At 38.0% G+C, this 14585-nt stretch carries 14 protein-coding genes and 1 other RNA gene; 12 read left to right on the forward strand and 3 right to left on the reverse strand.

What is annotated here, in order from left to right:
* Positions 1 to 7 precede the first annotated feature (7 nt).
* The 8 genes from AC3B5S_RS08085 (at position 8) to AC3B5S_RS08120 (ending at position 7676) form a co-directional block, all read left to right on the forward strand.
* On the forward strand, positions 8 to 976 hold the full coding sequence (locus tag AC3B5S_RS08085; protein ID WP_489757951.1) for a LysR family transcriptional regulator: 969 nt from the start codon (positions 8 to 10) through the stop codon (positions 974 to 976).
* Between the two features lie 98 nt (positions 977 to 1074).
* Positions 1075 to 2004 (forward strand): manganese-dependent inorganic pyrophosphatase, encoded by a 930-nt coding sequence (locus AC3B5S_RS08090; RefSeq protein ID WP_489769766.1) that lies wholly within the window; start codon positions 1075 to 1077, stop codon positions 2002 to 2004.
* 123 nt (positions 2005 to 2127) lie between these two features.
* A complete protein-coding gene (locus AC3B5S_RS08095) occupies positions 2128 to 3354 on the forward strand; it encodes an ArgE/DapE family deacylase (protein WP_489790332.1) in 1227 nt (408 codons plus the stop codon).
* A gap of 9 nt (positions 3355 to 3363) precedes the next feature.
* Positions 3364 to 4278: an ROK family protein gene (locus tag AC3B5S_RS08100; RefSeq protein WP_489790333.1), complete on the forward strand. Its 915-nt coding sequence runs from the start codon at positions 3364 to 3366 to the stop codon at positions 4276 to 4278.
* A 66-nt stretch (positions 4279 to 4344) separates the two neighbouring features.
* Entirely contained in the window at positions 4345 to 5001 is a 657-nt protein-coding gene (locus tag AC3B5S_RS08105) for an NAD(P)-dependent oxidoreductase (protein ID WP_489757955.1), read from the forward strand.
* 284 nt (positions 5002 to 5285) lie between these two features.
* Positions 5286 to 6365 carry a DmpA family aminopeptidase gene (locus tag AC3B5S_RS08110; protein ID WP_489790334.1) on the forward strand — a complete coding sequence of 360 codons (1080 nt, stop codon included), beginning with the start codon at positions 5286 to 5288 and terminating at the stop codon, positions 6363 to 6365.
* A 22-nt stretch (positions 6366 to 6387) separates the two neighbouring features.
* Positions 6388 to 7026 (forward strand): DnaD domain-containing protein, encoded by a 639-nt coding sequence (locus AC3B5S_RS08115; RefSeq protein WP_489790335.1) that lies wholly within the window; start codon positions 6388 to 6390, stop codon positions 7024 to 7026.
* Positions 7026 to 7676 (forward strand): endonuclease III domain-containing protein, encoded by a 651-nt coding sequence (locus AC3B5S_RS08120; protein ID WP_489790336.1) that lies wholly within the window; start codon positions 7026 to 7028, stop codon positions 7674 to 7676. The genes AC3B5S_RS08115 and AC3B5S_RS08120 overlap by 1 nt, the downstream gene beginning before the upstream one ends.
* Before the next feature lie 68 nt (positions 7677 to 7744).
* On the opposite strand, the gene AC3B5S_RS08125 is transcribed toward AC3B5S_RS08120, so the two are convergent.
* Both AC3B5S_RS08125 and recU read right to left on the reverse strand, forming a co-directional pair.
* Positions 7745 to 10063 carry a transglycosylase domain-containing protein gene (locus AC3B5S_RS08125; protein ID WP_489790337.1) on the reverse strand — a complete coding sequence of 773 codons (2319 nt, stop codon included), beginning with the start codon at positions 10061 to 10063 and terminating at the stop codon, positions 7745 to 7747.
* 4 nt (positions 10064 to 10067) lie between these two features.
* The gene (gene recU, locus AC3B5S_RS08130; protein ID WP_489790338.1) at positions 10068 to 10670 is read right to left on the reverse strand and encodes a Holliday junction resolvase RecU; all 603 of its coding nucleotides are present in this window, start codon (positions 10668 to 10670) and stop codon (positions 10068 to 10070) included.
* A gap of 69 nt (positions 10671 to 10739) precedes the next feature.
* Between recU and AC3B5S_RS08135 the strand changes: the two genes are divergently transcribed.
* The 4 genes from AC3B5S_RS08135 to AC3B5S_RS08150 all read left to right on the forward strand — a co-directional run bounded on the left by AC3B5S_RS08135 (position 10740) and on the right by AC3B5S_RS08150 (position 13653).
* Positions 10740 to 11294, forward strand: coding sequence for an SLOG family protein (locus AC3B5S_RS08135; RefSeq protein WP_489757961.1), 555 nt, complete (start codon positions 10740 to 10742; stop codon positions 11292 to 11294).
* A gap of 84 nt (positions 11295 to 11378) precedes the next feature.
* Positions 11379 to 11822 carry a cell division regulator GpsB gene (gpsB, locus tag AC3B5S_RS08140; RefSeq protein WP_489757962.1) on the forward strand — a complete coding sequence of 148 codons (444 nt, stop codon included), beginning with the start codon at positions 11379 to 11381 and terminating at the stop codon, positions 11820 to 11822.
* Positions 11823 to 11871: 49 nt separating this feature from the next.
* An RNA gene (rnpB, locus tag AC3B5S_RS08145) (RNase P RNA component class B) lies at positions 11872 to 12233 on the forward strand.
* Positions 12234 to 12516: 283 nt separating this feature from the next.
* Positions 12517 to 13653, forward strand: coding sequence for a THUMP domain-containing class I SAM-dependent RNA methyltransferase (locus AC3B5S_RS08150; RefSeq protein WP_489790419.1), 1137 nt, complete (start codon positions 12517 to 12519; stop codon positions 13651 to 13653).
* Here the strand turns inward: AC3B5S_RS08150 and AC3B5S_RS08155 are convergent.
* On the reverse strand, positions 13641 to 14564 hold the full coding sequence (locus AC3B5S_RS08155) for a magnesium transporter CorA family protein (protein ID WP_489757963.1): 924 nt from the start codon (positions 14562 to 14564) through the stop codon (positions 13641 to 13643). The two genes, AC3B5S_RS08150 and AC3B5S_RS08155, sit on opposite strands and share 13 nt — an antisense overlap.
* Positions 14565 to 14585 lie beyond the last annotated feature (21 nt).

The following is a 14585-nucleotide window of genomic DNA, read 5'->3' on the forward strand; positions in this document are numbered from 1 at the left end:
TAGATTTATGACTGTTAGCAATGATGATTTTACACGGGTATTTACTTCTAAATCATTAAGTTATTTTGCTAAGTTAGCAGATAATCTGAATTATACAAAGACCGCACGGTCTCTAGGAATAACCCAACCAGCTTTAACCCAACAAATTAAGAAAATTGAGCGGAACATTGGGACGCCTTTATTTTATTCAGTTGGCAAACAAATTCATTTAACCGATGCCGGACGAATTTTACTCAAATCAGTCCAAGAAGTTTATGGAACAATGATAACGGCAATTGATAAGATTCAAAAGTCCACCTTATCATCGACCGGTTCGATTAAAATTGGTTTATTGTCAACGATTGAAGATAGTGTGATTGAAGATTTTATTATTCGTTATAATGATTTACAACCAGATGTTGTTTTAGAGACATTATTGTTGACACGCCGAGAATTATGGGACAGTTTGGAAAACAACCAGATTGATTTGGCAATTATGTATTTGCCAGATGATTCTATTAAAAATTGGCGTCCTTACAGTACCAAGAAAATTATGAGCGAAAATTTAGTATTGCTCAATGATAATCCGCAATGGCAAGATGGCCGGATTTTACAATTAAGGGAAACCACGGTGAAGTCATGGGTGAGTTATCCAAGCAATTACTATTTAACTGAATTATTGCGGGAACAATTTAAGAATCAGTTGGTTGATCCGCCTCATTGTATTGCACGCTTTTCCTCACCAGATCAAATTTTACATTTTGCACAACAAAAGGGGATTTACGCAGCTTTTCCTGAAAGCTATGTCATTGCTAATGACGCCCAAATTACGTTACAAAAAAATTACATTGAACCAGCAATTGATTTTGAATTAGACTTTATTTATCGTAAAGAAAAGTCTAGTATTCCACGCATCGAAACTTTCCTGAAAGCTTGGGATAATTATGTGACGGATGTTACCTACGAGCAACGGTTAAAAGACGCTGCGCAAAAATAAATCCTTTTTGTTTTGTTAAGAAATTTTGTGCGAAAGGTTTGATTGCGGTAATTACGTATTATAATAAAGATAATTAAATCCATTTTGGAGGGGATATTGTGGCAAAAGAATATATTTTTGGACACCAAAATCCAGATACTGATGCAATTGCAGCAGCAATTTCTTATTCATATTTACAAAATAAGTTAGGTTTAGATACGCAAGCCGTGGCTTTGGGCGAACCGAATGACGAAACAAAATATGTGTTAGCTCATTTTGATCAAGCAGCACCTAAAGTGATCACAACAGCCAAACCAGATGTTGAAAGCGTAATGTTGGTCGATCATAATGAAGCCCAACAAAGCGTTAGTGACATCGACCAGGTAACAGTGACGCATGTAGTTGACCATCATCGGATCGCTAACTTTGAAACAGCAGGTCCCTTGTATTATCGGGGCGAGCCATTAGGTTCGACGAATACGATTTTATGGAAAATGTATCATGAAGCGGGAGTAGAAATTCCGGCAAAAATTGCTGGTTTGATGATGTCGGCTATTATCTCTGACACTTTGTTGCTAAATTCACCGACTACGACTGATACTGATCGGCAAGCAATTGAAGATTTAGCACAGTTAGCCCATGAGGATTACCATACTTATGGGATCACAATGCTAAAGGCCGGAGCTAATATTGCGGATAAATCAGCAGCTGAATTAATTGACGCTGACGCTAAGAGCTTTGAAATGGGTGGTCAAGCTATTCGGATTGCGCAAGTTAATGTAGTTGATATGGAAGAAGCAGTGGCCCGGCAAAGTGAGTTTGATGAAGCCATGGCTACTAGTTGTCAAGCAAATGGTTATGCACTATTTCTATTGGCCATTACTAATGTTTTAAATAGTGATACAACGCTAATTGTGAATGGTGATACAACCCTAATGCCGAAAGTAGAAGCTGCTTTTAATCAGAAGTTAACTCAAGGTAAGATGCATTTACCAGGAGTTGTTTCACGGAAAAAGCAAATTGTTCCGCCATTACAACAACAATTTTAAAGTACGCCATAATAAGAAAGAGGAGACAAGTTAATTGTCGAATCTTCTTTTTTTGAACCAAAATATTCGAATTACGTTGAACTTTGTTATAATTAAGCCAATCTTGATTAAAGGGGAATTATTATGGATCAAACACAAAAACTAGCTATTTTAGAAAAATTAATCAGTTTTAAATCGGTTAATGATCACGAAAAGCAAGTTGCTCAATATTTGCAATCATTATTAACTAAAGCTGGTATTGCCAGCCAATTGGTTCCTGTTGCTGGCGATCGGGCTAACTTGGTAGCTGAAATTGGTTCCGGCAAGCCGGTTTTAGCGATCACTGGACATATGGATGTTGTAGATGTGGAATTAGATAATTGGCAGACGGATCCATTTAAATTAACTGCTAAAGGCGATAAGTTGTACGGCCGAGGTGCAACTGATATGAAAGCTGGGTTAGCAGCCTTGGTGATTGCTTTAATTGAACTCAAAGAAAGTGCCACACCAATTAACGGGACTATTCGTTTACTAGCCACGGCTGGTGAAGAGGTTGGTCAACAGGGAGCACAAGTTTTATTTGAACAGGGATATATGAAAGATGTTGATACTCTATTAGTAGCGGAACCATCGGGTTATATGGCTCCTTATGCTAGCAAGGGTGAATTAGATATCCATTTAAATTCAATTGGTAAAGCGGCTCATAGTTCAATGCCTCAGTTTGGTAATAATGCTGTGGAACATTTAATTAATGTCTTGCAACAGATTGAACAAAAGGTTAAGCCTTTGATGGCCGCGGCGCATAATGAAGTGCTCGGAGATACGGTCTTTAATATTGATGTAATTCATGGTGGTAGCCAAGATAATGCTATTCCGGGCTCTGCTTATGCAGTGTTAAATATTCGAACGATTCCCGAATTGGCCAACCAAGAAATTTTGACAGCCATTAAAACTGTCATTGCTGATTACAATCAGGCTACCACGGGGCAAATTTCCATGGATGTTAATATGGATATTATTCCTATTTTGGGCAATCCAGATGCAAAAATCATCAAGCTAATTCAACAAGTTGCAGTACCATTTGAAAAGAAATATTACCAAGAGGCTGTGAGTGCTGCTGATTTAGCACAGAAACAGCAAGCTAGCCAATTAATGAATTTGGAATTGGCAACTGATAAAATCATTCCCGTTGGTATTTCTGGCGGGACGGATGCTTCTAAGTTACTGTTTAATCATCCAACGGGTGCTAATTACGTCATGTTTGGTCCCGGTAATGATAATCCGCATCAAGATAATGAATATGTTTCACAGACGATGTATTTACAATTTGTAGAAATTTACAAACAATTGTTTACAAAATTTTTTGGATAAATAATAATAATGAAAAAACATTTTTTAAGTATTGATGTTGGCGGTACCAATCTCAAATCCGGTTTGATTGATTTAACAGGCCAGCTGCACGAACAAACAACCGTTCCAACCGTGACCACTGACTTGCAGGCTTTTATCCGGCAATTGCAATCTATATTGGATCATTTTGCAGGTCAGTATCAGGGTGTGGCTTTCAGTGTACCGGGCAAAGTAGCACATCCCTCGGAGCAAATTAGTGGTGGAGGTTTACTAAGCTTTTTAGATCAGCAATCACTGCCACAATTGCTGCATGTAGATGAGGGCGTCGTTATCACTGTCGAAAATGATGGGAAAGCTGCTGCTTTAGCAGAAATGTGGTTAGGTAATTTACAAGGCATAGCGAATGGTGCAGCGATTGTGTTAGGTTCCGGAATCGGTAGTGGCTTAGTTTTAAATCATCAACTTTTTTATGGGCAGCATTTTCAAGCTGGTGAAATCAGCTTTATGTTACAAAACCAGACCGCTACTTTGGACAATTTAAGCGGCAAGAATTGTTCGGCAGTTTTGATGATTAAGACCATTGCACAACAATTAGGCTTAGCTGATTTAACTGATGGTCGGCAAGTGTTTGCTGCTATTCAGGCGCAAGATACCAGAGCTACAACTATTTTTCGGCAATATTGTCAAAATGTAGCGCTACTCTTGTTAAATATGCAAGCTGTTATTGATGTGCAACGCTTTGTCATTGGTGGTGGAATTTCTGCACAACCGCTTGTTACCACCACTATTCAACAAGAATTGCAAAATTTACGGACGCAATTACCTATTATTGAGCAAACTTTAGCAATGCCAGAAGTAATGACTAGTAAATTGCAGAACGATGCGAATTTATATGGTGCTTTGTACCATTTATTATTGGTCACCGGACAAGTTTCTGAGCATTAAATTTGTTTTTTTGTTTAAAATATTGTTAGATATATTAATTGTAAGAATAATATTGGAGGCAAAATGATGAAAATTGCAGTTATTGGTGCAACGGGTATGGCAGGATCTGCATTAGTACAAGAAGCTTTGACTAGAGGACATGAAGTGACTGCCATTAGCCGGACCCAAGCTAAGTTAGCGCAGTTAGCTAAGGATTTGCAAAATGTCAATTTGAAAATTTTGGCACAGGATGCTTTTGCTTTAATGCAAGCTGATTTAATGCAGTATGATGTCGTGATTGATGCATTCGCTTGTGCTCCAGACCAAGCTTATCTACACGTTGATTTAGCCACTCACTTAATTGCTGAGACCCGGCAATTAACCAAACCACGCTTAGTGTTCATTTTAGGAGCTGGTAGTTTATTAACCGGTTCAGATCAGCATTTATTTGTGCGGGATATGGAAAAAGATCCAGCTAATCAGGCGTTTATCAGTGTGCCACAGAATCAATTATCCGAATTACAATTTTTACGGACGGTTGATAATGTTGATTGGGTTGGTATTTCACCGGGAGTTAACTTTGTTGCTGGTGCGGCCACTGAATTACAATTAGGTCAGGATGAGTTGCTATTTAACCAACAGGAAGTTTCGCAAACTACTGCGGGGACGATGGCGGTTGCGGCCTTAGATGAAATTGAGCAACCACAGCATCAACAAGAACGTTTTACAGTAATTAATCGTTAATCATAATTATTAATTAAAGACTAGGACAGGGCAGGCTAAAAATAGTCAAGCTACGCTTTTGTTTTCAAAAATTCAAAACATTCTAACCAACACTCAATACTCAAATTAAAGTTTTGATTATTGATAGATTATATTTAGCTTGTTTGGTTTTTGGAAGTGTCCCAGTCTTTTTTTGTACGATGAAACTTTTTAGAAGTCATGCTATTATTAAGACAACATCATAGCTATTTTTTCAATTCATTAAGCGTTCATCTAAGAGACGGTGAAGAAGGGAAGAGATTCAATTGGGTTTACCAAAACCTTTAAAGAATTCATTGAGTTTGACACAACCAGGACCCAAAAATTTAATTACTGATGTACCTGGCGTATTGGTTGGGCAAACGACCATTCACACCAACCATTTGCAGACAGGTGTAACAGCAATTATTCCGGCTTCTGGTAATGTGTTTCGGCAAAAATTAGTCGCTAGTTGTCATGTGATTAATGGTTTTGGTAAAAGTACAGGTTTAGTCCAAATTAAGGAATTGGGTACTTTAGAAACACCGTTAATTTTGACAAATACTTTTGCTGTGGGAACAGCTTATACTAGTTTGATGAAGTATATGTTGCAAAATAATCCAGAAATTGGGACAACGACGGGAACTGTTAATCCGGTTGTTTTAGAATGTAATGATGGCAAGATCAATGCTATTCGCGCTTTAGGAATCAAAGAAGCTGATGTCCAAGCAGCTTTAAAAAACGCCAGTCCCGACTTTTTGGAAGGAAATGTTGGCGGTGGCACAGGAATGCGCTGTTATAACTTAAAAGGCGGGATTGGTTCAACTTCGCGGCAAATAATGATTGATCAAAAGCCTTTTATGTTAGGAGTCTTGGTAATGGCCAATTTTGGCTTTTTAGAAGACTTGACTATTTACGGTCAACCCATTGGTCAACAATTAGTGCAACACCGCAATTTACCGGAAAATGGTAGTATTATTACAGTGATTGCCACTGATATTCCGTTTAATGAACGTCAATTGCAGCGTCTAGCTAAGCACTCTAGTGTTGGTATTACCCGTAGTGGTTCGTTTGCTGGTAATGGTAGTGGTGAAATAACGCTTGCTTTTTCTACAGCAAATCGTGTGGATCATTTTGCTCAACAAGAATTAAGTGTTCAACAAGTCATTAATGATACGCAGATGGATCGCTATTTTCGAGTCATCGTCGATACGGTTAACGAGGCTATTTTAAGTGCATTGGTTCATGCCCAAACAGTGGTTGACCGCCAGGGTCAACCTTGCTTTAGTTTACGTGATGCGCTGGTTAACTTGGGTGCTGATAACCAAATGGCGCAAGATTTATTACGAGATTTAGGATTAAAATAACTAATCATAGGAAGTGATATTAATGGCCTCTTCGACCCGCGATTTATTAAATGCCGGTAATACGACGATTAATAATGTATTATTGACAAATATTGGTCATTTAAATATGACTGGTGATGAGTTTTTAGTTTGGGCCAATTTAAGAATGTATCAGGAACAAGGGATCCAGTTTCCAGCGACGGATGATTTGATGCTCAATACTGGTTTCAGTGCAGAAAAAATTTATCAATTAATTCAGAGTTTAATAGATAAAAAAATATTAAAAATCGTGTCGCAGACTAAAGCTAATTCTGTTTATCAAGATGCCTATGATTTAACACCAGCATATGAACAATTATTAAAGCAATCAGTGGAGACTGCTGAAAAAACGTCACAACAGGCAAATCTAAGTCGGAGTCTACAAGTTAGACAACGCTTATTTCAACAAATTGAAGTGGAGTTTGGACGACCACTATCGCCAATTGAACAAGAAACTATTCAAGAATGGCTAACGAAAGATCATTATGATTACCAATTAATTCAATTGGCTTTAAAAGAGGCAGTTTTAAATCAGGCTTATTCTTTAAAGTATATGGATCGTATTTTGCTAAGTTGGGAAAAACATAATATTAAAACGGCCGCTCAATTACAACGTCAAAAAGAAAATCTGGAGGGGTACTAATGTTGCTTGATGACGCACAAATTCAAACAGCGTTGTTATTAATTATTCAACAGTACCCCAACGCTGCACCAAGTTTGGTCGCAAAATCAAACTTTCAGTATTTAATTGCCGTCATGTTAAGTGCGCAGACAACTGATAAAGCAGTTAATCAAGTCACGCCACAGTTGTTTCAAATTTTTCCGGAGGCGCAATCTTTAGCACAAGCGACTATTTTACAGGTTGAGTCTGTGATTAAGACTCTAGGACTTTATCATAATAAGGCACGCAATCTGATTAAATGTGCTCAGCAATTAGAACAGAATTTTGCGGGACAAGTTCCTGCTAATAAAGCGGATTTAATTACTTTAGCTGGTGTAGGTACTAAAACAGCGAATGTTGTTTTGAGTGATCGCTTTAATGTTCCCGCTTTTGCCGTAGATACGCATGTCAGTACGATCGCTAAACGGCTACATTTTGTTGAACCCACTGCTACAGTTCAGCAGGTGGAACAACGGGTGACTCAAGCGTTAGCTAAACAATATTGGACAAAGGCGCATCATGCGTTGATTGATTTTGGACGTGAGTATAATTTTCATCGTGAACAACAAATTAAAGATTTACCGGTGGTGCGATTATGCGACCAATGGGTGACAGCTGAAAATAAAAGCTAGAGATAATAAAAAAGGGTTTTGATTGACACTAGTGATTACTAGTCTGAATCAGAACCCTTATTTTTAATTTATTGTGGATTAGTAGTAGCAGGTGGTGTTGCTGGCGTAGTTGGGGCAGTATTACCAGGACTCACGGAACCGGTTGTCGGATTAGTCGTGGTGTTGTTAGTAGTATTATTATTAGAACTAGATGAGCTACTATTATTATGAGAATCATTAGTAGTTTCATGATTATTATTGGTGTCTGGTTGATTACTTGAGGCACTATTGCCGTCAGTAGTATTAGTGGAACTTTCGCTGGAACTGTCAACTTCAGAGTCATTATTACCAGTACCACGATTGGGAATCACAGCATCATTATCTTCAGCATTAGTTAGAGAACTATGACCGGTATTATGCCGTGCTGGTGGTAAGTTCTTTGGCCGCTTACTACGTAAATATAAAACATTAGTCCCACTGACACGTACGACACTATGTGGTTTTTTCCAATCTGAATTGGTTTTGGAAGCAGCCAGATAGCGCATTAGACGTTGGTAAACTTGACCGGCAATTTTTTGCTGATTCTGGTCAACGCCGGCTTGACTCGGATTATCAAAGCCCGTCCAAACGCCAATTGCGTAATGCTTAGTGTAACCGGCAAACCAAGAATCCTTGGCGGTATTACTTAAAGCTGGATTTCTCGCTAGTTCAGTGTCGCTATAATTAGTCGTACCGGTTTTACCAGCTTGATGTAAGCCACTAATATAAGCTTGAGAACCCATTCCACTAGGTTGAACAACGTCCTTTAAAATATCGGTAATCATATAAGCAGTCCCGGTACTCATGACTTTTTTACTAGTAGCATCATAATCGTGGACTAAACCATCTGTTGTTTGAATTTTGGAAATATATTGTGGCTGATGGTAAGTTCCACCGTTAGCAAAAGCGCTATATGCGCTTGCTAATTGTAAACTGGAGACGTCACTACCGATACCAGCCGAGAGCCCCTGTTTATACGGAACGTTAATCCCCAAATTGTTAGCAAATTTTCGTGCTTTGTTAAAGCCGACAGCTTGTAGAGTTTTAACAGCGGGTACGTTACGCGATTGGGCCAAGGCAGTTCTAATTGTCATCGCGCCATCGTAAGAATGATCCCAATTTTGTAAAGCAATGCTAGTACCAGGATAAGTGTAAGGTTCATCCGTAATAATATGGTTAGTACTCCATTTTAGATTTTGAATTGCGGGACCATAATCTAGGATCGGCTTCATTGTGGAACCGTTACTACGAGTAGTTTGCACTGCTCGATTCAGGCCCAATTGGACATTACCTAATTTACGACCACCAATCATGGCTACTACAGCTCCAGTATTCGGATCAACGACCGAAACGGCAGTTTGTAAATGTTGACTATTAAATAAGCCATAGGCATCATTATTAACTAAATCGTAGAGATATTTTTGGGCTTTTAAATTCATATTAACGGTGATTTTTAGATTATCGCGATAAGGATCTAAGCCCTTGGCCTTGGTTTCTTGGATAACTTGTTTAATATAAGAATCTACAATCATTTTATTTTCACCGACCCCAGAATTAGGCCGATAAGGTTTTAAACCTGTAGTGATAGGAGTTTGTTGGGCTGCTTGTAATTGGCTAGCGGAAATTTTGTGATTGTCATACATGGCTTGTAAGACACTGTCACGTCTTTTTTTTGCCGCCTGAGGATTGCTATAAGGATTATAGTTATTAGGAGCCTGAGGCATGCCAGCTAGTAACGCAATTTGCGGTAGTGTTAATTGATTTAACTTCTGACCAAAGTAATACTGTGCCGCTGTTTGAAAACCATAGGTGCCATTAGCTAAATAAACCTTATTCATGTAATATTCTAAAATTTGATCCTTAGAAAAATTACGTTCAACTTTCGCGGCTAACCAGACTTCTTGCATTTTACGTTTAATCGTTTGATCGGATTTTTTAGTGGAGAAGACTGACAATTTGATTAATTGTTGAGTCAAAGTACTACCACCTTGTAGTTGTCCGCCTCGTAAATTGTTAACAGCCGCCAACAAAATTCGAATCGGATTCACGCCGAAATGTTCTTTATAAAAGTGCCGATCTTCAATCGAGACCACAGCATTACGCATATTTTGTGGCACCTTATCAATAGTGACGTAAGTCCGATTTTGGTTACCTAAAGTAGTAATTTCGTGCCCGTGCTGGTCGTAAATACTGGAGGAACCACCACTTTGTAAAACTTCAGAATTAATTTTAGGTGCACTCAAACCATAATAAATAAAAATGGCAATTAAAATTGCCATGATTGCAATAATTAAAGAAACGAACAGTTTAATAATGGAATGCTTGTGTTTGGGAGTTTGATGATAGCGTGCTAGGCGTGAATCATTCATATAATTATAAATCCTCCTGGGCTGCTTGAATTAATTGTTGACAGGCTTGTAAATAAGGTAGAATAGGATTATAGCCTGCTTGAATTTCAATAGAATTTTGTTGAATAAAAGTGAATGTCATAGATTTTTTGCCGCCCTGTTTGGCCTGAGCCCAAAATGTAATTAATTTGTGGGCGGGTAAAATAAAATAGCGACCTAGGGTTACAAATTTAATAATAACAAAACAGATCCCCTTTTGCTGTAAACATTGGTCTAAGTGCTGAATCTGATGTTCATGAAAGTTACTTAGTGGAAAAGAAGTTTTGTGGCGCGTTTCTTTGGCTTCAAAATCAATATAGTATCCTTGATAAACGCCATTATAATCCGTCGTTGAAGCTTGTCGAAAATAAGCTTCTTTAATGACTGCGCGGCTGCGCTTAGGATAATCAACTTTCACAATTTGAATAGGAGTAGGTTTTTTATAAATCACGGCTAAATTATGATGACGATAATAATTATTACTTTCGTTAATTTCTTGTTCTAAGGTCATGCCCCGGTCACCAAAGATTGTTGGTTGATTAATGGCTGACTTGTGGGGAGAAATTCCTTTGGGATAATTGATAGTCAAGTTAAGTCACTCCTAGTCGATGAATATTATAGCATGCTTAAAGTTCTGTGTTAGGAAGAATGGATTAAAATGCAAACAATTCAAAATTTATGGATTAGCGGCTACCGTGCTTTTGAATTACAAATTTTTAAAGCCGATGATCCCAAGCAAAAAGTTTTAGAAGCTTTTTTAGTCAAACAATTATTAAGTTATTGTGATCAAGGCTTGCAGTGGGTTTTGACGGGCGGCTATTTGGGAGTCGAGCAAGCAGCGGTTCGTGCGGTGCAAGATCCTAGCTTAAAAGCTTACCAATTAAAAGTAGCGGTCATCTTACCATTTCAGGGCATAGCGGATCGTTGGAAGGAAAAAAATCGGCAAGTATATGCCCAAACTTTACACTTAGCTGATTATCACAATAGTGTGAGCCATCAATCATATCACACTCCACAGCAATTTAAAAATTGGCAGCAATTTATGCTAACACATACTGATGGCAGTTTTTTAATTTATGATCTAGAGCATCCTGGTAAAAGCCAATATGAGTATCAAGCTATCCAACAGTACCAACAGCAGCACGACTACTCGTTAAAATTAGCTAGTTTTTATGATTTACAGGATTTTGTAACTGATCAACAGGAATTTTAAGAAAAACTAAAAGTGATGTAGTTTTTTTGTGTGGTTCCCAAACTTTTTGCTATACTTATTAAGTAAGATAGGGGTGTAAGCCAAATGAAAGAAATCAAACTAGATCCAAAACAAATTGTTGAAAAAAGATTCAAAAATGCAGTTCATGGCTACAACGGTAAAGACGTTGATGCTTTCTTGGATGAAGTTATTCAAGATTATGAGGCTTTTGCTGCTAATATTGAAGAGTTAAAAACTAAAAATCGGGAATTAACTGAAAAATTAGAGCAAGCTCCCGCACAACCCAAGGTCGTTCAGCAACGCTCAGTGGAAGCTGAGTCAGTAGTTACACCAGAAGCCACGAGTGAAACTTCTGCACCGGGAACTACCAATTATGATATTTTAAAACGTTTATCTAATTTGGAACGACATGTTTTTGGACAAAGTGTCGAGCCACGAACTACTAATAATTATGCCTCAACCAATACTACAACGGCGCAACAACCAATTATTCATTCTAGTGAACAATTACGAGATCAAAATAATTAAGCAATTAGTCTGGTAATTAAATTTAAAATAGCGTATGATAATAAGAGCAGGTTTTGAGTAATCGCTGCTTGTTTGAAACAAGTTGAGGAAAGTCCACGCCGGCACAGGCTGCAATGCCTGTAGTGTTCGTGTTCAGCCCAATAAGCTGGAGTATTCATTTATTTGAATAACGGCGATGAAATGGCTAAGGTCAATGGCTAAGTCAAAGTAATCTGAAAGTGCCACAGAAACGCAATTTTTTGGAAACAAAAAAATGGAACGGGTAAACCCCGCGAGCAGGAAACCCAAACTTTGGTAGGGGAGTTTTGACACGGGAAATTAAACTCACGTCAAAAACACATTTTGTGTAGATAGATGATTACTGAAAGTCAGTTTGGTCACACTGACTGGAACAAAACGTGGCTTATAGAAACCTGTAGGCCAAAAGAGGCGGACGTTAAGTTCGCCTCTTTTTTTAGAAATTGAAATAAAAACTTCTGTCAACGTGTATGACTTTTTGGTCTTAATGGTCTGTAATTGCGTTAAATGGCAGAATAACTTGACGTAGTCAGTATTATTTTGGGTTCGAACCTAATTTTTAAGAATTAAACTGAATGACCCAGTCATAATGTTTTGGTTGAATTAATATTTTTAGAGTATTTTTGGTAAATCATTGATGAAAAATTGAACTGTTTAGATTGAAAGTAAGAAGGAGATTCATATGAAGTTATTAGCAACCATGGCCAGCGGATTTGAAGCGGTCACTAAAAAAGAATTGCAAGAACTAGGCTTTACCATTTCGCAAGTTGATACAGGCAAAGTTTATTTTGATGGTGATTTAGCAGCCATTGTACAAACGAATTTGTGGTTACGCAGTGCGGATCGGATTAAAATTGTCTTGGCCGAATTTCCGGCAACGTCCTTTGAAGAATTATTTACAGGAGTTCAGAACTTAGCTTGGGATCAATGGCTGCCCTTAGATGCTGCTTTTCCAGTGAAGGGTCGGTCGGTCCGCTCGAAACTGCATTCGGAACCAGATATTCAAGCCATCACTAAAAAAGCAATTGTTGATAAAATGGCTGCAGTTTATCACCGCCGTGGGCGTTTGCCTGAAAGTGGGAGCATTTTTCAAATTGAGGTGCGCATTGTCAAAGATCAAGTGGAGTTGACCTTAGATACCACGGGCGATTCTTTGTTTAAACGTGGTTATCGGATCGAACATGGTGGTGCACCACTCAAAGAAAATTTTGCCGCCGCGTTAATATTGTTAACGCCGTGGCGAGCAACTGATCCTTTTTATGATCCAACGACAGGTTCGGGCACAATTGCTATTGAAGCGGCCTTGATTGGGCGCCATATTGCTCCAGGACTGCAGCGCCATTTTGCGTTTGAAAATTTTGATTGGTTTGATGATCAATTGTTAGTACAAGCAAAACAAGCAGCTACTGATCAAATTTTGCCGAGTGGTCAGTTACAAATTGGGGCCAGTGATATAGATGGCTCGATGATTGATGTGGCTAAATTAAATGCGCATCAAGCAGGTGTTTTGCATGATATTAATTTTAAGCAATTAGCGGTCAAAGATTTACGTTTGCAACGACAAGACGGCATTTTAATTGCTAATCCGCCTTATGGTAAACGTATGCAGGATCAGACAAAAGTGCATCAATTATACCAGCAAATGGGGAATAGTTTTCGGCAGTTGACGACGTGGAGTAAATATTATTTAACTAGTGATTTAGAATTTGCTAAATATTACGGTCAAAAACCGACTAAGCGACGCAAACTATATAATGGTGCCTTGAGAACCGATCTATTTCAATATTGGGGTCATCCAACTTATAAAAAATGACGCCGAATCATGTCGATAATTAGTAAAAGTGATAATAAAATCATAATAATAATGGAAATGATCCAAGACCATGGACTGCTAGCTAAAGGCAAATGCATATTCATTCCGTAGAAGCCGACCACGATTGATGGAATTGTTAATATTAACGAATAAACCGTTAAATAACGCATGACATCATTGGTTTCATTATTTAATAAATTGTTATAAGTTCCCGATAGTTGTTGGGCAATTTCATTGATTAATTGAAAGTTTTTGAAAGCTTGAGTAGCTTCGATGCGTGCGGAATTAAAATGCTGATGAGTGACATGATCTAGTTGCAAATGATTATCATTTGAATTAAAAAAAGCAGTTAATTCATCAATTAAATCTGCATTGCCCGTGGTGGAAGTGACACCAAAGGTAATTTTAGTTTGTAAATTAGCTAATTGATTGATGGTTGCTGAACGATGGCGATGGTGCTCAAATTCCATCTCAATCTGTTCTTGTTCATCATAAAACTGTTTAACTTTATCTAAAAAGTCATCAGAAATTTGCTGAATTAAATCAGCGAAGATACGAAAAGTTAAATTTTGCTCGTCTGGATAATTGCTAACAAAATCGCGTAAGTATTGGATGATGTGTTGACTTTGGTCATTGGTAAAGCAAATTATTTGTTTACGGTTAGCAAACAGAGTGACTGATTGAACTGAAGTGGTGAGTGTTTGTTTTTGGTTTGGAATAGATAAAACCATTAAAAAGCTGTGGGTTAATTGATCATAGGTAATACGGGGGCGCTCAAATTTATCAAGTGCGTAATTGATGATTTCACGTGTGACATGGTAGTTTTGGATTAAGTCACTTTGTTCAGTCGCGTTAATATTATGAGCGTCGATAATTTGGATGGGTAATTGGTGAGAATAATTTGTGATCATCGGTTTGTCCTCAATTATTAC

Source organism: Bombilactobacillus sp. ESL1094, assembly GCF_058107425.1.